Raw genomic sequence first — 20,531 nt, 5'->3', positions numbered from 1 at the left:
ACTTTTACAGAAGCCCAATTCCTAAGAATGGAGTTGAACCCCCTTGCATTACAGCTACTATCCCTATCCGGTGCCATACAGGGAAGATCCTGTTTTGATTCGGAATTTGCAGAAGGCCATCAACGGAGAATTCAGTGCAATTCAATGCTACCGCAAGCTTGCCGAACTCGCCCACAGCGATGAGGTCAGAAAACAGATTGAAGAAATCAGGCGTGACGAGATTCGCCACCTCCGTGAATTTTCCACACTATATGGTTCAATTACCGGCAAACACATCATGCCGAAACAAACGGAAGAATGCCCGGACGATTTCACAAGAGGACTGGACGCCGCTTTTAAAGATGAACAAGAAACCGTCGACTTTTACTTGCGTGCGGCCGAGGAAACGTCAAACTTAAAAGCAAAAGGCGTCTTTACGCGCGCAGCACGTGATGAACAAAATCACGCTGTCTGGTTCCTATACTATCTGATGGAACGTTAGATATACCCGTTCAGGGTATATGTACATATCCCCTTAGCTAAAAACACACTCCCCTGTTTTTTTCAAATGCAGCCGGGAAACATAAAACCATATACTGTCATACAGGGGGAATCAACCATGGAGCAATATTCTGAAGCTTGTATTGAGGCTTGCATCGATTGTATGAAGGCTTGCAATCATTGTTTTACTAAATGCTTGGAAGAAAGCGTGCAGCATCATCTCAGCGGATGCATCCGGCTTGACAGGGAATGCGCGGATATTTGCGCGCTGGCGGTCAAAGCCATGCAAACGGACAGCCCGTTTATGAAAGAAATTTGTGCACTTTGCGCCGATATTTGTGAAGCATGCGGCACTGAATGCGGAAAGCACGATCATGATCATTGCCAAGCATGTGCGAAAGCCTGCTTCACCTGTGCTGAACAATGCCGCAGCATAGCAGCGTAAAAAAGAGAGTTCAAAAAAGAACCCTCTTTTTATTTGGACAGCCATACGGAGTACAAATCAATCCATCCCTCTTCATCAAGCACCAGGCCTTTTACATTTTTACTTGATGTCACCTGGAGAACATTTTGATACAGCGGGATCGCATTCAGCTCCTGTTTCATCTGCCGGTCAATGTCACGCAGGATGTCGATTCTCGAACAGCGGTCAGACATGGAAAACATCCGCTCTGTCATTCCTAAGCAAATCTGTGTCAACTTTTCAGATAGATGCTGATACAAGAAACTGTTCTCCGACAGCAGCAAATGCAGAAAACCAAACTCGCTGTCTTGATAAAACGTCGCACTGTCATGAATGATATCCGCCATCTGCACAGTTTCCGGCCGTCGCAGATCAGCAGCATCACAGAATTGAAGTGTAAGCCTGATACCGTGCTGGGCGCAAATATTTTGAATCCATTCGGCGTCCTCACGATGATCCGTTTCCGAAAAGGTATAAAGCACGATTGTTTCGCCCTCGTATCCGCTTTTCTTCAACAATTCAGATGGTGAAACGCCCTCCCACTCAAAAGAACTCGGATGCAAAAAGGACGTAACCGGGATTCTTCGGTGCCCTCCCGCTTCACGAACGAGCCGTTCAGAGGAAATCAGCAGCCGGAGCGCTTTTCTAAAGCTTCGGTGCTGAAGAGGCCCCTTCTTTTTCAGATTGAGCGACAAATACTGAACATGCCGCTCATCAAAAACAGTTTGCTGCTCAGGACATGTTTGTTTTTCTTGAATGGTAAAACCGTTCATCTCTCCGGCTTGCTCAGAAAAAACAAACTCAACGCGATCCAAATAGGGGCGTCCCTTGAAGTAGCGCTCATTGGCTTCAAGCACAAGCATCCCGCTGTGTTGCTGATTCATCTGAAAAGGCCCTGTTCCATTTTTCCCGCCGCCCTGTTCTGCCGGCAGTATGGACAGCCGTTCATCACAAAGAGCATACGGCAAAAGCGCATTCGGCTTATCGAGTATGAGTTCCACACAATAAGGGCCCTTTTCTAAGACTTGTTTCACTCCGTGCAGAAGCCATTTATACGGGTTGTCAGCCAGTTCCAAAAAGCGCTGAAATGTAAACGCAACGTCCCGCGATGTCAGCGGCTGTCCATTATGAAATGACACACCTTTTCGAAGAAAAAATCTCCATTGTTTTTTTTCGACCTCTTCCCATCCATGAACCAAATGAGGCTTTGGCTCCTGCATATCCGAATCAAACGTGAAGAGTGTATCAAATATCTGTTTGACGAAATGGCCCTCAGACCGTAAAAATATTTGGCATGGATCCAAACTGCTGACAGATTCAGGCGTGATGAACAGCCGCAGAACATCCTTCGCCCCATTCTCGCCTGTCTCCGTCACAAATCCGAATACCTCTGAAAGCCACATGTTATATTCGTTTTGAAGCCCTGGAAACGCGGACTGATACTGCTGAAGCAGCTCCTTTGCCTTTTTAAGCTTTCCTGACATGGTATATTCCTTGGCAGTTTGAAGAAGCAGTTCCTCAGGCCTCCGAAGAAACGCGATTTTAGATTTGCGGCCGCGCCCCGCCCCGCTTTCCCGGATAATCCAATTGCTGTTCTCCAGCTTATGTAAAATGAGCTTTGCATTTCTTTCTGTACAAAATAAACAGTCGGCAATCTCAGTGAGCGTCATTTCGTTCATTTGCCCATACTCGGCGCAGCCTGTTTTTACAAGCGCCACGTAGTGCTCTATTAGCTTCAATCCCCGCACCTCCCGACAAAAGGGGAATTTTTATCTCTTCTTTTCTTCACTTTTTGGGCCGCCGCCCCTTCTATACACTACTACTATATCAAACAGCGAAAGGCGGCGATCACATGTTGACCAGTTTTCACTCTATAAAATCGAGATATACCGCTCCCGTTCGGCTCCGCTTTTTCGGCGAATTGCTGACAAGCTTGACAGGTGCAATGATGGGACCTTTTATGGTGCTGTATCTGCATGAACAATTAAACGGCAGTATCATGATGCCAATGCTGATCATCAGCCTTCAGCCATTTGCTGATATTTTCCTGACGCTCGCTGCAGGAAAGGCGGCGGACCGGCTTGGGCGGCGCACAGCGATTTTGACCGCATTGCTTCTTCAATCAGCGGCAATGACAGGGTTTGTATTTGCTGAGCATGCGTATGTTTTCGCTATTCTCTATGTCATGAATGGCATCGGAAGATCGTTGTACATTCCCGCTTCCCGCGCCCAAATCGCTGAAAGCACGCCGGAAAGCAGACGTTCGGAAGTGTTTGCGGTCATCAATGCGATCTATTCGGCGGGCCTGACGGCAGGGCCGCTTGTCGGGATGCTTCTGTACAAACATAACCCCGTGTGGATATTCGCATTAGATGCTGCGGCATTGTTTATCTACTTTCTGATCGCTGCACTGAAACTACCTGAGACAAAGCCGCTACGCCCAGCTGTTACCCCGAAAATGTCCGCGAGCTTTACGATATACAGGCCTGTCCTGCTTCTTTTGCTGCTTTCTCTCCCCATCAGCATGTTATATGCACAAACAGAAACAACATACAGGCTGTTCAGCAAAAACATGTTTTCTGATTATCTGTCCATGCTGACCATCTATTCAGCAGCAAAAGCTTTATTCAGCTGTGTTCTCCAAGTACCTCTTGTCAAAGGGACCGAAAAGCTTTCAATGAAAACGATCCTCTTCATTACTTATATTTGCTACTCCCTTGCGGCTGCCGGTTTTGCATGCTCAACCTCCCTGACAATGCTTTTAGTGACGGCAGCGGTGATGACGGTTGGCGAAAGCATCGGGCTAACCCACATCCAGACCTTCATATCGAAATTGGCGCCGCCTCATTTGCTGGGCCGGTTTTATGCTGTCTATGGTCTGCATTGGGATATATCCCGCTCAATCGGACCGCTGGCAGGCGGGCTGATCCTGACATCATTTGGCGGAGAAGTGATTTTTTACGCTCTTGCCGTGTGTCTGCTGACAGCGGGTTTATCTCTGACTTACACAATAGAGAAGATCGAACACAAGGTCATAAGAAAAGTGAATCGCTTATAGAAAATAATTCATAATTTCTTTATCAACAAAAATATACTATAGTAATAAATACATTCACTACGTGAACAATTGGAGTGTTACGTGAAAAAGGAAGAAGGGTTTTACATTGAAGAAAGACGAAAATCTCCTCAAAGATCTATGGTTTATCGCAATCAGTGCAGCCGGGGGGTTTATTCTTTCATTAACCGGAATATCAATTGGATGGATGATCGGAACACTGATTGTCGCCTGCTGCCTCGCTATGATACGGCCGGCATGGCTGATGATGGCACCAGACCAAAAAGGAATTAACCGACGATGGCTCGCCCTTGGGCAGATGATCCTCGGCATCGAATTGGGCCAAAAGCTGAATTTATCCGTTCTCTCTGTTCTCAAAGACCATTGGTTTTCAGTCGGCGTTATGCTGATATTGTCTATCCTGCTGGCTATGCTGTCAGGATATGTGCTTTGGCGTTTCAGCAAAACGGATATGATGACTAGCTTTGTCGGCACCGCTCCCGGCGGGCTTTCCGCCATGCCGAGCATCGCACAGGAAGTAGGCGCTAATACCGCTATAGTCAGCCTCGTTCAAATGATGCGTGTGCTGCTCGTGGTGCTTTCCATTCCGTTTTTAGTCATTCTGATCTATACAAAACAAGATCGTACCGCAAGTGCCGCAGCAGAGACGATTTCTTCTGCAACGACAGATTTTAGGCTCGCTCCCGTTTTGTGGACCGTCATTCTTATTCTCGCTGCCTGGGGAGCTTGCAAAGCTGCGAAATTTTTAAAATTTCCAGCTCCATGGCTGCTCGGCAGCATGCTCGGTGTAGCAATTGTACATGTTGGCGGAGCTGCGGTGACAGGGCACGACATGACGGCATGGTGGCCATCACAAGCTAACCATGTATCACAAGTATTTCTCGGGGCAACGATCGGCTCTAAGATGTACAAAAGCATGTTTGCCGGTGTCACCCGTATTATCATCGTCGGGTTTGTCTCGTCCGTCGGTTTAATCGCAGCAATGTTTTTGAGCGCCGTGATCGTTTCTGAGCTGACAGGAATTTCGCTCATCACTTCTGTTCTGGCATTTGCGCCCGGCGGGATTGCAGAGATGGCGACGACGTCAGTTACCTTACATGCTGATTCCACCTTTGTCGTTGCGGTTCAGGTCATTCGCGTCATTCTGGTTATTGCCCTGCTGCCGCCGTTTTATCGCCTGCTTCACCATCTTCATGGTGAAAAAAAAGACAAAAAGAGCTCGATTAGCGGCAGTAATGCCTAGTTGAAAAAAGGGTTCAAGAACTTTTAAATCGCAAACCATCGAGATGGGGAAATATAAGTGGATATTTCGTTGTTAATGGATCAGATTTGAAGTGAGTGCTGCCAGAGGGTGAAATGAAAGGCAAAGAAATAATTGACGACTTACTAATTGAAAAAGAGGTTAAAATGAATAACCTCTTTTTCTTATATAAAGATATAAAATGATAAAGAGAAATCTATCATTACGTTGATTCTCTTATAATAAGCTTTGTTGGCAGTTTAATAATTCTTCTGTTTAAAGTGACATTACCCGAAATGGACTCGATAATTTTCAACACAGCCTGTTGGCCTAATTCTATTACAGGGATATCAATTGTTGTTATGGTCGGAGTAACGACTTGGCAAATCAATTGGTTGTCAAAACCAATTACAGCTAAGTCTTCTGGAACTTTAAAGCCATTTTTCATTGCCTGTTTAATAATCCCTGCGGCGACTTGATCATTTCCTGTAAATATTGCTGAGGGTCTGTCCTTTAGATCCTTTAACTTATGAAAAACTCGAAAGCCATCCTCGATATTAAACATTTCGCCGAATATCCATTCGCTTCTATGATGTAAATTGTAATCTTGTAAAGCTTTCAAGTAACCCTCTTTCCTCTGACATTGAGCTTCGCTATATGGAGTATCAAAACAAAACCCAATTTTTTTATGCCCTCTTTCAATTAAATGTACTACCCCCATGTATGCGGCTTCAAATTCATCATACCCAATTATCGTGATGTCCGCTGAGTGATGATATTCATTACATAATAAGATAGGACCATACTTTAAGAAAGGGGATATCTGATCCCATTCATTTTCTAAAGTTCCAAGAATAATACCATCCACTTCTTTATGTTTCAATAACTCTAATAATTCTAGCTCCGTCTGTTTGTCATAAAAGGTCTGAAATACAATTACCTTGTAATTCTTAAACAGTGCTTCATGAGAGACCCCTTTTATTAATTGAGCAAAAAATGGATGGTCGATACTCGGAACCGATAAAGCTATCGTTTGTGTCTTATTTCTCCTAAAATTCCGAGCTAAATAATTGGGAGTGTAGTCAAGTTCGTTAATTGCCTTTAAGATCATATCTCTTTTTTCTTTCGACACATAAGGATGATTATTCAATACTCTTGACACTGTGGTTTTAGACACGTTGCATAATTTTGCTATTTCATCAATTGTAGGCATATTTTCCCTTCCTTAAAAAAGTTGTTGACATGTTACCGATTTCAGAAATTAGGATAAATTTGTAATAAATTTTTAGATTATAAAATCATTGGAGGTACTGTTCATGCAAAAACAGGTTAAGATTTCAGGTAAAAGCAAAGAAAACATGTCACTATTAAAACACTTAAAAGGTGACGTACAAGGAAAAGAACTTGTTATTGAAGACAGTATTGTAAACGAGCAGTGGAAACAAGTATTAAAGGAAAAGATAGATATTGAACATGATCTTTTCAACTATCAAAAAAATCGTGAAATCAGTAAAGTCCCTTTTTTGCCTGTAGACAGATTAATAACCAATGATGAAGTGGAAGATATCTTAAATACATTAACTGAAGTTTTGCCAACTGGAAAATTTACGAGTGGCCCCTATTTAGAGCAATTCGAAAAAGTTTTATCTACATATTTACATAAAAGGTATGTAATTGCAACCAGCAGTGGAACCGATGCTATTATGATAGGTTTATTGGCTTTAGGGTTAAACCCAGGGGATGAAGTGATCATGCCGGCTAATAGCTTTTCAGCTACTGAAAATGCTGTGTTAGCTTTGGGAGGCGTTCCTATCTATGTAGATATTAACCCACAAACATTCTGCATCGATCCTGACAAAATTGAAGAAGCAATAACTCCTTATACAAAGTTTATTCTACCTGTGCATTTATACGGAAAACATTCAGACATGCAGCATATCCGTCAAATCGCAAATCGTTATAAATTGAAAGTAATTGAAGATGCCTGCCAAGGAATTGGCCTGACAGACTTAGGAAAGTATGCAGACATCACTACATTAAGTTTTAATCCTTATAAGAATTTTGGTGTATGTGGCAAAGCTGGGGCAATAGCAACTGATAATGAAGAACTCGCTAAAAAATGCATTCAATTTAGTTATCATGGTTTTGAAGTAAATGTAAAAAATAAGAAAGTCATCAATTTTGGATTTAATTCAAAAATGGACAATTTACAGGCAGCTATTGGTTTAGAGAGAATGAAGTACCTTTCATTAAACAACTTCAAAAGACTGTTCTTGGCGGATAGATACATTACCCAATTAGCAGAGTTACAGAATAAAGGCTTTATTGAATTACCAGAATTAAGTGAAGATCATGTATGGCATCTGTTTCCTATTAAGGTAAGAACAGAAGATAGGGCAGATATCATGACTAAATTAAATAAAGATTTTGGTGTTCAAACAGATGTATATTATCCAGTACTGTCTCATATGCAAAAAACTCCTTTAGTACAGGACAAGTATGCAGGACTCCAATTGGTTCATACGGAAAAGGCTCATAGTCAGGTACTGCATTTGCCTTTATATCCGTCATTTACTTTAGAAGAACAAGACAGAGTAATGGAGGGACTGTTTCATGTTATTAAGCAAGAAATCGGAGTATAAAACGTTATCCACGGTTGAACATCCTCAGTATATTGTTTTTTGTGATTTTGATGAAACGTATTTTCCGCATACAATCGACGAACAAAAACAAAAAGACATTTATGAACTCGAAAACTATCTAGAACAAAAAAGTAAAGATGGGGAACTAATAATCGGATGGGTTACTGGGAGCAGTATAGAATCTATTCTCGATAAAATGGGACGAGGAAAATTTAGATATTTTCCGCATTTTATAGCTAGTGATCTTGGAACTGAAATTACGTACTTTTCTGAGCATAACTTCGGACAGCAAGATAATAAGTGGAACAGTCGCATAAATGAAGGGTTTAGTAAAGAAAAGGTTGAAAAACTTGTGAAACAGCTGCATGAAAATCATAACATTCTTTTGAATCCTCAAACTCAATTAGGAAAGTCACGGTATAAGCATAACTTCTACTATCAGGAACAAGATGAAATAAACGACAAGAAGAACCTATTAGCAATTGAAAAAATCTGCGAGGAATACGGCGTTTCAGTAAATATAAATCGGTGTAATCCCTTAGCAGGCGATCCAGAAGACAGCTATGATGTAGATTTTATCCCCATAGGAACAGGAAAGAATGAAATTGTAACGTTTATGTTAGAGAAATACAATTTAAATACCGAAAGAGCTATCGCATTTGGGGATAGTGGAAATGATGTTCGTATGTTACAGACAGTAGGGAATGGATATCTGCTAAAAAATGCAACACAGGAAGCCAAAAACTTGCACCACCTTATAACTGATAGTGAGTACTCAAAAGGAATTACTAATACCCTAAAAAAATTAATTGGATCATGAGGAGGAAATAAAAATGAAGAAGATAGGCATCATAGGTGCAGGTGGTATTGCAAGAGCGCATGCAACTGCTTTATCTACAATAAAAAATGCAGAGTTAGTAGGGGTATATGACATAAATCAACAAAATGCGGAAAGCTTTGTGAAAACTTTCGGCGGGAAGTCATTTGAAAACGCAGATGAACTAATTGATGCCTCAGAAGGTTTAATTGTAGCATCACCAAACTTTTGCCATAAAGAACATGCTTTGCAAGCATTAGGAAAACATAAGCATGTTTTGTGTGAAAAGCCTATGGCTATTTCTCTTGAAGAAGCAAGCATAATGAAAGATACTGCTGAAAGGTTGAGCGTAAGAGCCAGTATGGGATTTAATTATAGATATTTATCTTACGTAAATATCTTAAAAAGCTTAATTATCAATAATGAACTAGGTAACATCCTGTCCATAAAAGTACACTTCAAGAAAAATAGTGCACTTAGGCGTAAGAAGTTTACTTGGAGAGATGACGCTAACAGTAAGAAGACGAGTGGATCATTGGGGGATCTGGGTATTCACCTTATTGACATGGTATGGTATTTGTTTGAGAGTGATTTCATCACAGAATCAGTAAGGGCAAAAATGAACACAAATGTAAAAACAAAAGAGGATAAACAGGTACTCGTAGATGACTATGCAGAAATTTATGGCCAGCTGAAGAACAAGGTATTTGTAAATATCATCACATCAAAATGTTCTGTACCTGAAGACTGTGGTTTTAGCATTGAGGTAGTTGGACACAAAAAAGAGTTTAAATACCACACAGGTAATCCTCACGTTTACAAGCTCATAGATGGCTTGAACGTGGTAGACTGCCCAGTACCGCAAAGCCTATTAAACGATCCGCCAAACGAGTTTTATGGATGGGCTGATTCTTTTAGAAGCGAGTTAATCAATTGGATTGCATCAACTCAGAATGATTGGGTTGAGATCCCTTCTTTTAGTGATGGTTTTAGATCTCAGGAAGTGTTAGAAATGTTCTTTGAGAAAGACAGCAACTCTCAACCAATGTCTGTTTCAGCAGTCAACTAGTATTTCAAAGAGAGAAGTTACTAAAAAAGCAGGAATTTATTTTCCTGCTTTTTCATATAGGGGTGAAATGAATGTTAAGAGGAACATATTTATTTGGATATGCTTTCTTTTTTACAGTAGGTATTATCCATATATCAACAGGGAGTTTGACACCATTTCTATTAGAGTCTTTTAACAAGACAACAGATGATATTTCAGTCATAATCTTCTTTCAGTTTACCGGATTTCTAAGCGGAGTATTAATCGCACCGTTAATGATTAAGAAATACAGTCATTTTAGGACACTTACTTTAGCTTTGACAATAATGCTTGCAGCGTTAAGTATCTTTTTTCTAACTAAGGATTGGTATTATATTATTGTAATGGCTTTTCTCTTAGGATATGGAGCAGGCACATTAGAAACGACAGTTGGTTCATTTGTTATAGCTAATTTCGAAAGTAATGCAGAAAAAATGAGTAAGCTGGAAGTTCTCTTTGGATTAGGCGCTTTATCTTTCCCATTATTAATTAATTCCTTCATAGATATCAATAACTGGTTTTTACCGTATTACTGTATATTCACCTTTTTATTCGTCCTATTCGTAGGGTGGTTAATTTTCTTGTCCAAGAACCGAAAGTACGCTAAGAATGCCAACCAACAAGTGACCTTTCCAGATGGAGGAGCATTTCAATACTTTATAGGAGATAGAAAAAAATCAAAGCAATTAGGCTTTTTTGTATTTTTCGCTTTCCTATATGCTGGAATTGAAACAAATTTTGCCAACTTTTTACCTTCAATCATGATAAACCAAGACAATGAACAAATTAGTCTTATAAGTGTCTCCTTTTTCTGGGTAGGGATCATCATAGGGAGAATACTGATTGGTTTAGTAAGTAGAAGGCTTGATTTTTCCAAATACCTCCTTTTTAGTTGTAGTTGTTTAATTGTTTTGTTGATTGCTTTCTCTTATATAAGTAACCCAATACTTCAATTGGGTGGTACATTTTTGATTGGCCTAAGTATAGCAGGCATATTTCCCATTGCTTTAACACTAGCATCAATCATTATTCAGAAGTACGTTGACGAAGTTACAAGTTTATTTATTGCCTCGGCAAGTTTCGGAGGAGCGATCATCTCTTTCTTAATTGGATGGAGTTTAAACCAGGATACGATCTTATTAACCATGGGAATATTTACAACTATGGCGGTCATTCTAGTAGGTATTTCTGTAAAGATTAGGAGAACTAAAACAGAAGACCCTATTTCACTTGAAAACAAAGCATCAAAAACACAGTAGAAAACGTATAAAATAAAGATACTAATAGACATATCGTAAAAGCAGTGCAATTCCTGAACATCTTGAATTTCATTCTTCAAGAGGAAATCTGATTTACGTTACAGCCTTGAAAAACATAGAAAAAAGCGAAAACACGCACAGCAGTGCGTGTTTTTTATTTAAAAATGCTAGGAAGCCCCCCTTCAATTTCTTCTGACGACGGATACCATTTTGTCACCAGATCCCGAAACAGCCGTTCCGCAAAAAGAATCTCTTCCTCGGTATAGCGGTCAAAAAATGACAGAAAACGCTGTTCAGCCTTCTGATGATAATATTTGTGCAAACTGTGCAGCTTTTTTCCAGCAGGCGTCAATCGGAAGTAGACCTCCTTTTTATTATCGCTGAGCTGTGTTCTGTGAAGGAAGCCTGCGCCGAGCAATTTTGTGCTGATGCGTGATACAGTCGCTTTTGTCGTATTCATTTTTTCTGCTATCGACGTGACATTAATTGGTTCGTTGTCCCCGACACAGGATAGAACATGAATTTCTGTCATCGTCAATTGAGATTTACTCCCGTGCTCTACATCCAGCTTCCTCAATTCGTCAGATAAAAAGGCTTTAATAAGCCCCTCCCATTTCTCCTGCTGATGAATGAGCTCCGCATACAATTCAAAAAGATTGCGTTTCGTATGATCTGTGTTCATCGGGTTTTCCATCCTTTTTCATTCGATTGTTTCTTCTATCATACCGTTTTGTTACAGATGAAACAATCGAATTGAATTATACTCGGCTGGTGACGGAAAACCAGCGGCTGATCCCTTTTTGAATCACCTCGGCACAATCGGGCGCTGATGCATCCACCGCCCAGGCTACATGTCCATCGGGACGAATCAATATGGTATGCACATCCCGCAACTTTTCATTCGGTTCTGCAAGCGAGGCGGTTACCGTACGTAAGCCTTTCACTGCGATATGATCATCAGCTTCCTGCCTCAATGACAGCAAAACGAATGTCCCGTTTTGGAGAAAGCTGTACAGCCGTTCCGAATTGCCGTCGGAAAGAATCAGCTCCATGTCAGGGAGCCTTGCCCCGTTCAAACGATTCGGCGGCATGGTACGATCAGCTTCATATCTGACATCGAGTGCAGAAATTTGCCCTGCTACATATCGATTCACATCAGGGAAGGCCAGCAGCTCCGACATCATGCTTCGCAAATGGAGGCCTGCTTGACTGAAATCGATCAGCTTTGTCTGTGCCTCTGTGTTTCTGAGGAGCCCTTCAGCTGCCGGATGCCGCTCGTCATGGTAGCTGTCCAAAAGCCACGAAGGCGCAGAGCCTTTGATGGCCGCCGCCAGTTTCCACCCGAGGTTCATTGCATCCTGAAGGCCGACATTCAGTCCTTGCCCGCCCGCCGGAAAATGAATATGCGCGGCATCACCCGCAAGAAAGATTCTGCCGTCCCGATACCGTTTCGCTTGGCGCGCGGCGTTCCCGAACCGCGACATCCACGAAGGGTCGCTTAAACCAAAGTCAGTTCCGCAAATTCGCAGGAGGTCAGCTTTCAGCTCTTCCTCAGTCACAGGCACATCTTTCGGCGTTTGCGTGCGATAAGGACTGATCACAACGACACGATATCGGTCTGAAGATAACGGAACAATCATAACACCGCCCTCTTTTGTGCAAAGGGACAGCACGCCTGACGGCGGCGGAGAAAGGAGCACCACATCCCCAAGCGCAGCGGTGACAGTGCTGTCTGTTCCCGGAAACTCAATTTTCGCCTGTTTCCGGACGGTACTTCCGGCGCCGTCTGCCCCAACGGCAAACTTGCTTGTGATCGTCCGTACACTGCCGTCCCGATCCTTAAAAATCGTTTGGACCGTTTCCCCGTTTTGCGTAACCGCCAGCGCCTCGGCACCCCGAAACACCTCTGTTCCCAGGCTTCGCGCATGATCTTCAAGAAGCTTTTCTGTTTTTGACTGCGGGAGCAAAAGCGTGTAAGGACAGCTCGTATCCAAGCCTGAAAAATCCAGACGGGTATCCAGCATTGAAAAATGTCCGGAAGGTATCTTGCTTCCCTTGGATACGAACCGCTCTAAAATCCCTCTCATCTCAAGGAGCTCCAGCGTTCGGGGGTGCAGCGTCAACGCCTTGGAATGCGGAACAGGTTTTTCAAGCCGTTCAATCATACATGTTCCCACTCCGGCCATCGCAAGCTCAGAAGCCAGCATAAATCCAACCGGCCCTCCTCCTATAATCACTGCTTCATATTTCATCATCATTCACCACTCCTTTTGTTTCATGAAAAACGAACAAAAACCAATAAAAACAGCCCCCCAATCAAAAAATGTATAAATTTTGTTACACAGGTAACAATATTGATTATAGCTCCTTACAAATTTTTCTTCAACACATTTTTCCAAACGGCATACAAAAAGACGCCTCTTCCATTAGCGTCTTTTTATTCGGCATCAGAAATCACACCGACAATATTTTTTTCTCTTATCGGACCAAAATGCCGGCTGTCGAAGCTGTATATGCGATTATCTCCAACGACAAAATATTTTCCTTTCGGCACCTTGCTTGTTCCCGTCACATCTTTCAAAGAAAAATCACCCGTTACATGGCTGCCGGCAGAAACAGATTTCAAATGCTTCAAAAATGGCTCAGCAACCTGCTTTCCGTTCACATACAGCTGATCATCTTTATATTTGATCGTTTCACCGGGCAAGCCGATTACCCGTTTAATCAGCACTTTATGATCAGGGCCTTTAAAAAGGACGATGTCAAAACGATGGATGGTTTTAAATCGATGCGAAAATTTATTGACCAACAATTCGTTTCCTTCCTGGAAGGTCGGGTTCATACTGACGCCTTCTACCTTGTAATCAATAAAGACAGCATTTTTAACCTGAATGGCGAGAACAACGGACACTACACCGGCAAGAAACCAAAACCGTTTTTTCATGTTACTGTCTCCCTCCATCATGCTCACGCTGACTGGCTCTTACATGCAGATACCGCTCCACCTTTTTGCCGACATACCATAAGACAGTGATCACCAATACGGCGATGACCGTTCGAATCGGCTGTGTAATCAGCGCGTGCAGATCATATCCGATGAAGCTGATCATAAAAATCATGACAAGCTTCCCCGAGGCTGCCGCCAAAATAAACGGCCGCGTTCCGATCCTTGACAAACCGGCAACAACATTCACCGCGGCTGACGGTGTAAATGGAAAACAAAGCAGAAGAAACATGGGACCGAAGCCGTGTCTTTCCACCCATAACATCAGCTTTCTGACAGACGGATGACTGCGGATAAATCCAAGCAATTTTCTCTGTCCGTATTGACGCACAATTAAAAATACGAGAATGGAACCAGCAGTTGATCCCGCCCAGGACAGGATGAATCCTTCCCACAAGCCAAACGAGTTCGTATTCGCCACCACAAACACGATTAGCGGCAAAAACGGGAGAAATGCTTCAATTAAAGGCAGCAGCACAGCAATGAGCGGACCGAAAGCCCTATAGCTTTGAAATAATTCAGTTAAATGTTCTTGTGTCAAATAGGATAAAAAATGCTCCAACATTTATACTCCTTACCAGGTTTGTCTATCCTTATTCTACACATTATCAGCAGAAAACTAAAAAGTTTTGGTGATTTTTTCTGTCTTGAAACATTTCACCAGCCGATATAGAATACAAATAGAACAAACGTTCCCTTAGAAGGAAGGAGTCAACATGCCAAATCTGCAGGAGGAAATATACGATTTAATTGAACGGGCTCTCTTTTTGCCCATGGCCATTACGATTTTTAACCGTGATCTCGCCGGAATTGAAGAAAGCACATTAAAATTGAAGCATCCTTATAAACAGCTTATCAGCGAATCATTAAAAATAGCACAAAAGGATTTGATGGAAGTCAGAAAAGAACTGAGGAAAAGAAAAATTGCAATCCGCGAGACGGAACGCGATGAGGCCTTTACGCTCTATACATTTGTCATCGACGGTTATGAAGAAAACCACCGCTATTTTAATCCGCGAATCCGTGAGCAGGTCAGCGAATTATTAACATACTATCTATTTGCCCCAGACAGACTCTGAGCCTTTTGAATCATACTGCCCGTTCCCTCTTCGGGCGATTCAGAGTACTAATTTCAGACAATTCACACTATGCAAACAAAATAAATTTATTTATAATTCGAACCACAGCCTTTCACCCTAAAAAGTGACATGTACTGCCATATCTGCGACATCATTTTCAGTACGCTTGGGCTTGTACACCCCATTCCTAAATAGAAGGAGGATTCTATGAAACTGATTCACGTTCTTGCCGCTTTGCCCTTTATCGGAATCTTACTCGGCATCCCTTTTGCAAATAAGGTGACCCCCTATGTGTTCGGCATGCCGTTTATTCTTGCCTATATTGTGATGTGGGCTCTTTTGACCTCTGCGCTGATGGCGATTGTATATGTCCTCGACAAGGAAAATAAAAAGGAGGAAGCAGAATGAATGCAGCACTCATCATCATTTTCGGTGTCCTGCTCTTGAGTATTTTTCTCGGTATACGCGCCCAAAAAGGAAAAGACATGAACCTGGAGCAGTGGACGGTCGGAGGGCGCGGCTTCGGAACTGTTTTCGTCTTCCTTTTGATGGCAGGCGAAATTTATACTACTTTTACGTTTCTCGGCGGCAGCGGCTGGGCCTACGGAAAAGGCGGTCCAGCCTTTTATATCATCGCCTACGGATGTCTGGCCTACATCCTTTCTTACTGGCTTCTTCCGGCAGTTTGGACGTACGCGAAACAGCATAAACTGATGTCGCAGTCTGATTTTTTCACAAAAAAATACAACAGTCCGCTGCTCGGCATTCTCGTTTCACTGGTCGGCATCGCCGCACTCATTCCCTATCTTGTACTGCAGCTGAAAGGCCTCGGGCTGATTGTATCGGAAACCTCGTACGGCAAAATCACCCCGACCGCCGCCATCTGGATCGGCGCTGTTTCCATCACGGTTTATGTTATGGTTTCAGGCATTCACGGGTCTGCCTGGATATCGGTTGTGAAGGACATCATGATTCTGGTTGTCGTTCTGTTTTTAGGTGTGTATTTGCCAATTCATTACTACGGCGGATTTCAAGACATGTTTCAGCAGATTGAAACGGCAAAGCCTGGCTTTCTTACGCTCCCCGAATCGGGACAAAGTGTGGCCTGGTTCAGTTCAACCGTACTCTTGACAGCGCTCGGGTTTTACATGTGGCCTCACACCTTTTCCGCCTCGTATTCAGCTGAAAATCCAAAAGTCTTTCGCAAAAACGCCATCATCATGCCTTTGTACCAGCTGGTCCTGCTCTTCGTCCTTTTCGTTGGCTTTGCGGCTATCCTGCAAGTTCCAGATCTGAAAGGCGCAGACGGGGATCTGTCGCTTTTGAGACTGTCTCTGCAAACATTTGACCCTTGGTTTGTCGGAATTATCGGTGCTGCCGGACTGCTGACAGCACTTGTGCCAGGGTCTATGATCTTAATGTCCGCCTCCACGCTGTTTGCAAAAAATGTGTACAAGGTAATCGCGCCCCGCACGACAGAACTGCAAGTATCGGCGCTTGCTAAGTTTTTAGTGCCGGTGATTGCGCTGATTTCGGTGTATTTTACCTTCAAAGGCGGGAATACCATCGTTACGTTGCTTTTGATGGGCTACAGCCTTGTCACACAGCTATTCCCCGCCCTTTTGTTCAGCCTGTTCAAGCATAATATGGTGACAAAGCAAGGAGCCTTCGCCGGCATTATTGCAGGTGTCGGAGCAGTTACTTATATTACAATGACGGAAACGACCATCGGCACTTTATTTCCGGCGCTGCCGCAAGCCGCAAAAGACTTGAATGTAGGCATCGTCGCCCTGCTTTTGAATATCACGGTCATGATGGCAGTCAGCCTTATGACAAGGAAGGCGAAAAGCGCTGCGGCCGATCAGGCAGCTTAAGCAATAGAAAAAGCAATCTGGACACCAGATTGCTTTTTCTTATTTACCGTTCACAGGCGATAAGATCTTTATCGCGGTCTTTCTTTTTATTGGCATCATAAAGGTCCTTAGAGACGTAAGGCTTGTACTTTGTTTTTCCGCCTTTGTTTTTCGCCTTCGAAGTGCGGGCCACTCCGCCTTTGTATACTTTGTTTAACTCCTTGCAGTTCTTATAAACCTTCACCTTTGTTTTGGCTTCCGCCACATGGTCAGCTCCGTATGAAAAACCGAAAACGAGACCGAGTGACAGCAAAATCGCCGCCGCTTTTTTCATGACGATTCACTCTCCCAATACCCAATATTTAGTTGATTTATAGCTCGAATTTATCATAATTCATATAGTCTTATTTGACAAGATAAATATGGAAGAAGGCTTTGTTTTTTCTTGTTTTCTTTGGTCCTTCAGTGTTCAAACTGCCAACACATGTTTTTCTGCTTATGCTCAGGGGTACACATACGAATGTACACCAAACAGAAAAGGAGCGTTGCTGATGTCTGATTCAAATCTTACGAATCCTATAAAAGCATTTTTTCATGATGAATTTCCCGAACAATATCAAGAACCGCCAGGCCTGCAAAAGAACATGAAGCCTGTCCCTGATTGCGGAGAAAAAAGCTACAAAGGATCAGGTAAACTAACGGGTCGAAAAGCGCTTGTCACGGGCGGCGATTCCGGTATCGGCCGCGCTGCCGCGATTGCTTACGCCAGAGAAGGTGCCGATGTGGCCATTAACTACTTGCCCGAGGAACAGCCAGATGCTGAAGAGGTAAAAGAACTGATTGAAGCAGAAGGCCGAAAAGCAGTGCTGATCCCCGGAGATTTGAGCGACGAATCCTTTTGCCAAGATCTAGTCAAACAGTCGCATCACGAACTCGGCGGACTTGATGTGCTAGCGCTCGTTGCAGGCAAACAGCAAGCGGTCGAAAACATCGAAGATCTGCCTACTGAACAAATCTATAAAACATTTGAAGTGAACGTCTTTTCCCTTTACTGGGTTGTAAAAGCGGCGCTTCCGTATTTGCCGGAGGGAGCTTCAATTATCACAACTACCTCAGTTGAAGGCTATCATCCAAGCCCGATGCTGTTAGATTACGCAGCAACGAAAAACGCCATTATCGGCTTTACCGTCGGACTGGGAAAACAGCTTGCTTCCAAAGGCATCAGAGTAAATTCAGTTGCGCCCGGACCAATTTGGACACCGCTGCAAATTTCCGGCGGACAGCCGACGGAAAACATCCCGAAATTCGGACAAGGCACGCCGCCAGCTCCATTACATCGCGCTGGACAGCCAGTGGAATTGGCCGATGTTTATGTATTTCTAGCTTCAGAGAATTCAAGCTATGTGACATCTCAGGTATATGGCATCACCGGAGGAATTCCGACGGCATAGCTTTATGAAAGGAGCTGCCCTGTTCGGTCAGCTCCTTCCTATTTTTCTAATACCGTTCCCCGAGCTCACGCAAAATAAAATCATAAATCATCTTCGTCCGCTCTTCTTTCGGGTACAGCATAAATTCCTGTCTTTTCGGAACGCTGTGGTCGATTCTGTCTTGGAATTTGGTTCTGAGCCACGCTGTTCGGTATACCTGGTTCTCGAACGAATTATAAGAGATCGGCAGCTCCATCGTTTTCCCATTCGAAAACGTCACTTCCGTATCGTCGAATTCAGTCGCTTTGAATTCTTTTACATGCACATGGGAAATCCAGCCGCATTGGGGTCTTGTCGAAGAAAGTGTAGGGAATAAAAAGATTTGGTTCGAAGGGTCCACCATGATTGGCGGCTTGTGTGAAATTTTTGTCACTTCATAAGTTCCTGCTTTTCTTCCCGCATAGCTTGATCCAAAAAATCGGCAGCTTCTGTCGACAATTTGCAGCGGCTTCATGTTGACATAAAACACGCAATCTTTTTCAATAATTCTGGAACAGATTTTGCCGTCTATTTCTTCTGGCAGCACGGCAATTGTTGCGCCGTTCACTTCATACGATTCTAAAGGTGCGTCTGTTTTCTGACTCATATTATGGCCTCCATCCTTTTTCTGCAAAATTTATACTAATAATCTATCATCTGTTTTTGTAAAACGACAGGTTTTTTTAACATTTAAGATAAAATCATCTTTTAATGATATTTAATGGTACTAAATGACTAGTAATAAACCGATTTTACTTTCATAAGACTTGCCGGTTTACGGCATTTTGCAGGATATGTCGATAGATTGCCAAGTATTAGTTGTCTAAAAATTATAAAAATTTATTGATTTTTTCGACCGTTATCCATATACTATAAAAAAGGCATTGGGGGGATTCTTTATGAAAGAGAAAAAATCGTACACTGAGCTCATGAAGTCCCGCAACACGCAAAAAACAAAAGAATTCGATGTCACAATGACGGATATTTACATTCAAATGGTGCTCGATGAATCCTTGTATAACCGTCGGCTTGCCATGCTGACGGACCAAATTAACAAAGCCTTGGACGAAAAAGATAAAGATGCGTTTCTTACGCTCTCTAAAGAATATGCAGCGCTCAAGCAGAGCGAATAAGCCAATCCTTCAAGGATTGGCTTTTTATTATCCGTTCACAATTGTTCCGCCATTGACGTGAATCGTCTGTCCTGTGACGTATGTGGAATCGTCGCTGGCAAGGTATAGATAGCTTGGCGCCACTTCGACCGGCTGTCCCGGGCGTTCCATCGGCACGTCTGAACCAAACACTTCCACGTCTTTTGCGGCAAAGCTGGCCGGGATAAGCGGTGTCCAAATGGGACCCGGTGCCACTGCATTGACCCGTATGCCCTGCTGAACAAGCGACTGGGAAAGAGACCTTGTAAACGTAACGATCGCGCCTTTTGTCGCTGAATAATCAATCAGCGTTTTATTGCCTTTATAGGCGGTAATTGAAGCGGTATTAATAATAGAGCTCCCTTTTTTTAAATGAGGCAGCACGGCCTTTGTTAAGTAAAACATGGAAAAAATGTTTGTTTGGAAGGTTCTGATCAGTTGGTGGCTGGTGATTTTTTCAATGCTGGGCTGGACATGCTGCTCAGCTGCATTGTTAACCAATATATCAATGGATGGAAACACTTGGCTTGCCTGCGCGACCACATCATTGCAAAACGCTTCATCCCCGACATCTCCTGCAATCAGCAGGCATTTTACCCCTTCCTTTTCTACATACTGCTTTGTTTCCTCGGCGTCCTGATGTTCATTCAAATACACAATGACCACATTAGCCCCTTCTTTTGCGAATAACACCGAGACAGCGCGTCCAATCCCGCTGTCTCCTCCAGTAATAATAGCGGTTTTGCCCTCTAATTTTTTCGCTTTCTTCGGCTTATCAAAAACCGGACGCGGGTCCATGAGATATTCAAAACCAGGCTGCTGGTTCTGGTGCTGAGGCGGTAATGTTTTCTTTTTTTGATTCGCCAATGAAATCACTCCTTTTCAACCTTATTATGTTATGAACAATGCCT

General features: G+C 43.0%; 22 protein-coding genes. 13 read left to right on the top strand and 9 right to left on the bottom strand.

Annotated elements, in window-relative coordinates; all coding sequences use genetic code 11:
• Positions 1 to 43: 43 nt before the first annotated feature.
• A complete protein-coding gene (locus NYE49_RS05795; RefSeq protein ID WP_047182389.1) occupies positions 44 to 481 on the top strand; it encodes a ferritin family protein in 438 nt (145 codons plus the stop codon).
• Positions 482 to 598: 117 nt separating this feature from the next.
• The gene (locus NYE49_RS05790; protein WP_047182388.1) at positions 599 to 925 is read left to right on the top strand and encodes a four-helix bundle copper-binding protein; all 327 of its coding nucleotides are present in this window, start codon (positions 599 to 601) and stop codon (positions 923 to 925) included.
• 29 nt (positions 926 to 954) lie between these two features.
• Here the strand turns inward: NYE49_RS05790 and NYE49_RS05785 are convergent, their stop codons facing one another.
• Positions 955 to 2,682, bottom strand: coding sequence for an SgrR family transcriptional regulator (locus tag NYE49_RS05785; protein WP_047182387.1), 1,728 nt, complete (start codon positions 2,680 to 2,682; stop codon positions 955 to 957).
• A gap of 113 nt (positions 2,683 to 2,795) precedes the next feature.
• Between NYE49_RS05785 and NYE49_RS05780 the strand changes: the two genes are divergently transcribed.
• Both NYE49_RS05780 and NYE49_RS05775 read left to right on the top strand, forming a co-directional pair.
• The gene (locus NYE49_RS05780) at positions 2,796 to 4,001 is read left to right on the top strand and encodes an MFS transporter (protein ID WP_047182386.1); all 1,206 of its coding nucleotides are present in this window, start codon (positions 2,796 to 2,798) and stop codon (positions 3,999 to 4,001) included.
• Between the two features lie 106 nt (positions 4,002 to 4,107).
• Complete coding sequence (locus tag NYE49_RS05775) at positions 4,108 to 5,262, top strand: AbrB family transcriptional regulator (protein WP_015383286.1); 1,155 nt, start codon at positions 4,108 to 4,110, stop codon at positions 5,260 to 5,262.
• Between the two features lie 220 nt (positions 5,263 to 5,482).
• On the opposite strand, the gene ntdR is transcribed toward NYE49_RS05775, so the two are convergent.
• The gene (ntdR, locus tag NYE49_RS05770) at positions 5,483 to 6,472 is read right to left on the bottom strand and encodes an NTD biosynthesis operon transcriptional regulator NtdR (RefSeq protein WP_015383285.1); all 990 of its coding nucleotides are present in this window, start codon (positions 6,470 to 6,472) and stop codon (positions 5,483 to 5,485) included.
• Between the two features lie 103 nt (positions 6,473 to 6,575).
• Here ntdR and ntdA point away from each other — a divergent pair, with 103 nt between their 5' ends.
• From ntdA to glcP, 4 genes are all read left to right on the top strand, one after another.
• Positions 6,576 to 7,901, top strand: coding sequence for a 3-dehydro-glucose-6-phosphate--glutamate transaminase (ntdA, locus tag NYE49_RS05765; RefSeq protein ID WP_047182385.1), 1,326 nt, complete (start codon positions 6,576 to 6,578; stop codon positions 7,899 to 7,901).
• A complete protein-coding gene (gene ntdB / locus NYE49_RS05760) occupies positions 7,873 to 8,721 on the top strand; it encodes a kanosamine-6-phosphate phosphatase (RefSeq protein WP_047182384.1) in 849 nt (282 codons plus the stop codon). Before ntdA ends, ntdB begins: the two co-directional genes overlap by 29 nt.
• 13 nt (positions 8,722 to 8,734) lie before the next feature.
• A complete protein-coding gene (gene ntdC / locus NYE49_RS05755) occupies positions 8,735 to 9,787 on the top strand; it encodes a glucose-6-phosphate 3-dehydrogenase NdtC (RefSeq protein WP_015383282.1) in 1,053 nt (350 codons plus the stop codon).
• 71 nt (positions 9,788 to 9,858) lie between these two features.
• Positions 9,859 to 11,064: a glucose/mannose transporter GlcP gene (glcP, locus tag NYE49_RS05750; RefSeq protein ID WP_015383281.1), complete on the top strand. Its 1,206-nt coding sequence runs from the start codon at positions 9,859 to 9,861 to the stop codon at positions 11,062 to 11,064.
• Between the two features lie 154 nt (positions 11,065 to 11,218).
• Here the strand turns inward: glcP and NYE49_RS05745 are convergent, their stop codons facing one another.
• The 4 genes from NYE49_RS05745 to NYE49_RS05730 form a co-directional block, all read right to left on the bottom strand.
• Positions 11,219 to 11,746 (bottom strand): MarR family transcriptional regulator, encoded by a 528-nt coding sequence (locus tag NYE49_RS05745; protein ID WP_003245853.1) that lies wholly within the window; start codon positions 11,744 to 11,746, stop codon positions 11,219 to 11,221.
• 76 nt (positions 11,747 to 11,822) lie between these two features.
• Positions 11,823 to 13,322 carry a monooxygenase gene (locus NYE49_RS05740; RefSeq protein ID WP_080344182.1) on the bottom strand — a complete coding sequence of 500 codons (1,500 nt, stop codon included), beginning with the start codon at positions 13,320 to 13,322 and terminating at the stop codon, positions 11,823 to 11,825.
• Positions 13,323 to 13,501: 179 nt separating this feature from the next.
• Positions 13,502 to 14,008 (bottom strand): signal peptidase I, encoded by a 507-nt coding sequence (gene lepB, locus NYE49_RS05735; RefSeq protein WP_003233128.1) that lies wholly within the window; start codon positions 14,006 to 14,008, stop codon positions 13,502 to 13,504.
• Between the two features lies 1 nt (position 14,009).
• On the bottom strand, positions 14,010 to 14,633 hold the full coding sequence (locus NYE49_RS05730; protein ID WP_010886465.1) for a VTT domain-containing protein: 624 nt from the start codon (positions 14,631 to 14,633) through the stop codon (positions 14,010 to 14,012).
• Between the two features lie 151 nt (positions 14,634 to 14,784).
• On the opposite strand from NYE49_RS05730, the gene NYE49_RS05725 reads away from it, so the two are divergent.
• The 3 genes from NYE49_RS05725 to NYE49_RS05715 all read left to right on the top strand — a co-directional run bounded on the left by NYE49_RS05725 (position 14,785) and on the right by NYE49_RS05715 (position 17,021).
• Positions 14,785 to 15,147 (top strand): hypothetical protein, encoded by a 363-nt coding sequence (locus tag NYE49_RS05725; protein WP_003233132.1) that lies wholly within the window; start codon positions 14,785 to 14,787, stop codon positions 15,145 to 15,147.
• Between the two features lie 207 nt (positions 15,148 to 15,354).
• Entirely contained in the window at positions 15,355 to 15,555 is a 201-nt protein-coding gene (locus NYE49_RS05720) for a DUF3311 domain-containing protein (protein WP_003224377.1), read from the top strand.
• Positions 15,552 to 17,021 (top strand): sodium:solute symporter, encoded by a 1,470-nt coding sequence (locus NYE49_RS05715; RefSeq protein WP_015383277.1) that lies wholly within the window; start codon positions 15,552 to 15,554, stop codon positions 17,019 to 17,021. The genes NYE49_RS05720 and NYE49_RS05715 overlap by 4 nt, the downstream gene beginning before the upstream one ends.
• 43 nt (positions 17,022 to 17,064) lie before the next feature.
• Here the strand turns inward: NYE49_RS05715 and NYE49_RS05710 are convergent, their stop codons facing one another.
• Positions 17,065 to 17,334 carry an excalibur calcium-binding domain-containing protein gene (locus NYE49_RS05710; protein WP_015483052.1) on the bottom strand — a complete coding sequence of 90 codons (270 nt, stop codon included), beginning with the start codon at positions 17,332 to 17,334 and terminating at the stop codon, positions 17,065 to 17,067.
• A gap of 217 nt (positions 17,335 to 17,551) precedes the next feature.
• On the opposite strand from NYE49_RS05710, the gene NYE49_RS05705 reads away from it, so the two are divergent.
• Positions 17,552 to 18,451, top strand: a complete 900-nt coding sequence (locus tag NYE49_RS05705) for an SDR family oxidoreductase (RefSeq protein ID WP_047182383.1) — start codon at positions 17,552 to 17,554, stop codon at positions 18,449 to 18,451.
• A 46-nt stretch (positions 18,452 to 18,497) separates the two neighbouring features.
• Here the strand turns inward: NYE49_RS05705 and comK are convergent, their stop codons facing one another.
• Positions 18,498 to 19,076, bottom strand: coding sequence for a competence transcription factor ComK (gene comK, locus NYE49_RS05700; RefSeq protein WP_015483050.1), 579 nt, complete (start codon positions 19,074 to 19,076; stop codon positions 18,498 to 18,500).
• A 292-nt stretch (positions 19,077 to 19,368) separates the two neighbouring features.
• Here comK and NYE49_RS05695 point away from each other — a divergent pair, with 292 nt between their 5' ends.
• On the top strand, positions 19,369 to 19,602 hold the full coding sequence (locus tag NYE49_RS05695; RefSeq protein WP_003233142.1) for an IDEAL domain-containing protein: 234 nt from the start codon (positions 19,369 to 19,371) through the stop codon (positions 19,600 to 19,602).
• A 27-nt stretch (positions 19,603 to 19,629) separates the two neighbouring features.
• On the opposite strand, the gene NYE49_RS05690 is transcribed toward NYE49_RS05695, so the two are convergent.
• Positions 19,630 to 20,487: an SDR family oxidoreductase gene (locus tag NYE49_RS05690; protein ID WP_015483049.1), complete on the bottom strand. Its 858-nt coding sequence runs from the start codon at positions 20,485 to 20,487 to the stop codon at positions 19,630 to 19,632.
• Between the last annotated feature and the right edge of the window lie 44 nt (positions 20,488 to 20,531).

The organism is Bacillus sp. FSL L8-0358 (assembly GCF_038593095.1).
In the GTDB taxonomy this organism is placed as follows: Bacteria; Bacillota; Bacilli; order Bacillales; family Bacillaceae; genus Bacillus; species Bacillus subtilis.
This window is presented reverse-complemented; position numbering and strand designations above follow the sequence as displayed.

What these genes read in the sequence shown, in the direction of transcription:
- NYE49_RS05790 (WP_047182388.1), top strand. Translation starts at nt 599, where the DNA reads ATGGAGCAATATTCTGAAGCTTGTATTGAGGCTTGCATCGATTGTATG.
- NYE49_RS05780 (WP_047182386.1), top strand. Translation starts at nt 2,796, where the DNA reads ATGTTGACCAGTTTTCACTCTATAAAATCGAGATATACCGCTCCCGTT.
- ntdR (WP_015383285.1), bottom strand. Translation starts at nt 6,472, where the DNA reads ATGCCTACAATTGATGAAATAGCAAAATTATGCAACGTGTCTAAAACC.
- ntdA (WP_047182385.1), top strand. Translation starts at nt 6,576, where the DNA reads ATGCAAAAACAGGTTAAGATTTCAGGTAAAAGCAAAGAAAACATGTCA.
- ntdB (WP_047182384.1), top strand. Translation starts at nt 7,873, where the DNA reads ATGTTATTAAGCAAGAAATCGGAGTATAAAACGTTATCCACGGTTGAA.
- ntdC (WP_015383282.1), top strand. Translation starts at nt 8,735, where the DNA reads ATGAAGAAGATAGGCATCATAGGTGCAGGTGGTATTGCAAGAGCGCAT.
- glcP (WP_015383281.1), top strand. Translation starts at nt 9,859, where the DNA reads ATGTTAAGAGGAACATATTTATTTGGATATGCTTTCTTTTTTACAGTA.
- NYE49_RS05745 (WP_003245853.1), bottom strand. Translation starts at nt 11,746, where the DNA reads ATGAACACAGATCATACGAAACGCAATCTTTTTGAATTGTATGCGGAG.
- NYE49_RS05740 (WP_080344182.1), bottom strand. Translation starts at nt 13,322, where the DNA reads ATGATGATGAAATATGAAGCAGTGATTATAGGAGGAGGGCCGGTTGGA.
- lepB (WP_003233128.1), bottom strand. Translation starts at nt 14,008, where the DNA reads ATGAAAAAACGGTTTTGGTTTCTTGCCGGTGTAGTGTCCGTTGTTCTC.
- NYE49_RS05730 (WP_010886465.1), bottom strand. Translation starts at nt 14,633, where the DNA reads ATGTTGGAGCATTTTTTATCCTATTTGACACAAGAACATTTAACTGAA.
- NYE49_RS05725 (WP_003233132.1), top strand. Translation starts at nt 14,785, where the DNA reads ATGCCAAATCTGCAGGAGGAAATATACGATTTAATTGAACGGGCTCTC.
- NYE49_RS05720 (WP_003224377.1), top strand. Translation starts at nt 15,355, where the DNA reads ATGAAACTGATTCACGTTCTTGCCGCTTTGCCCTTTATCGGAATCTTA.
- NYE49_RS05715 (WP_015383277.1), top strand. Translation starts at nt 15,552, where the DNA reads ATGAATGCAGCACTCATCATCATTTTCGGTGTCCTGCTCTTGAGTATT.
- NYE49_RS05710 (WP_015483052.1), bottom strand. Translation starts at nt 17,334, where the DNA reads ATGAAAAAAGCGGCGGCGATTTTGCTGTCACTCGGTCTCGTTTTCGGT.
- NYE49_RS05705 (WP_047182383.1), top strand. Translation starts at nt 17,552, where the DNA reads ATGTCTGATTCAAATCTTACGAATCCTATAAAAGCATTTTTTCATGAT.
- comK (WP_015483050.1), bottom strand. Translation starts at nt 19,076, where the DNA reads ATGAGTCAGAAAACAGACGCACCTTTAGAATCGTATGAAGTGAACGGC.
- NYE49_RS05695 (WP_003233142.1), top strand. Translation starts at nt 19,369, where the DNA reads ATGAAAGAGAAAAAATCGTACACTGAGCTCATGAAGTCCCGCAACACG.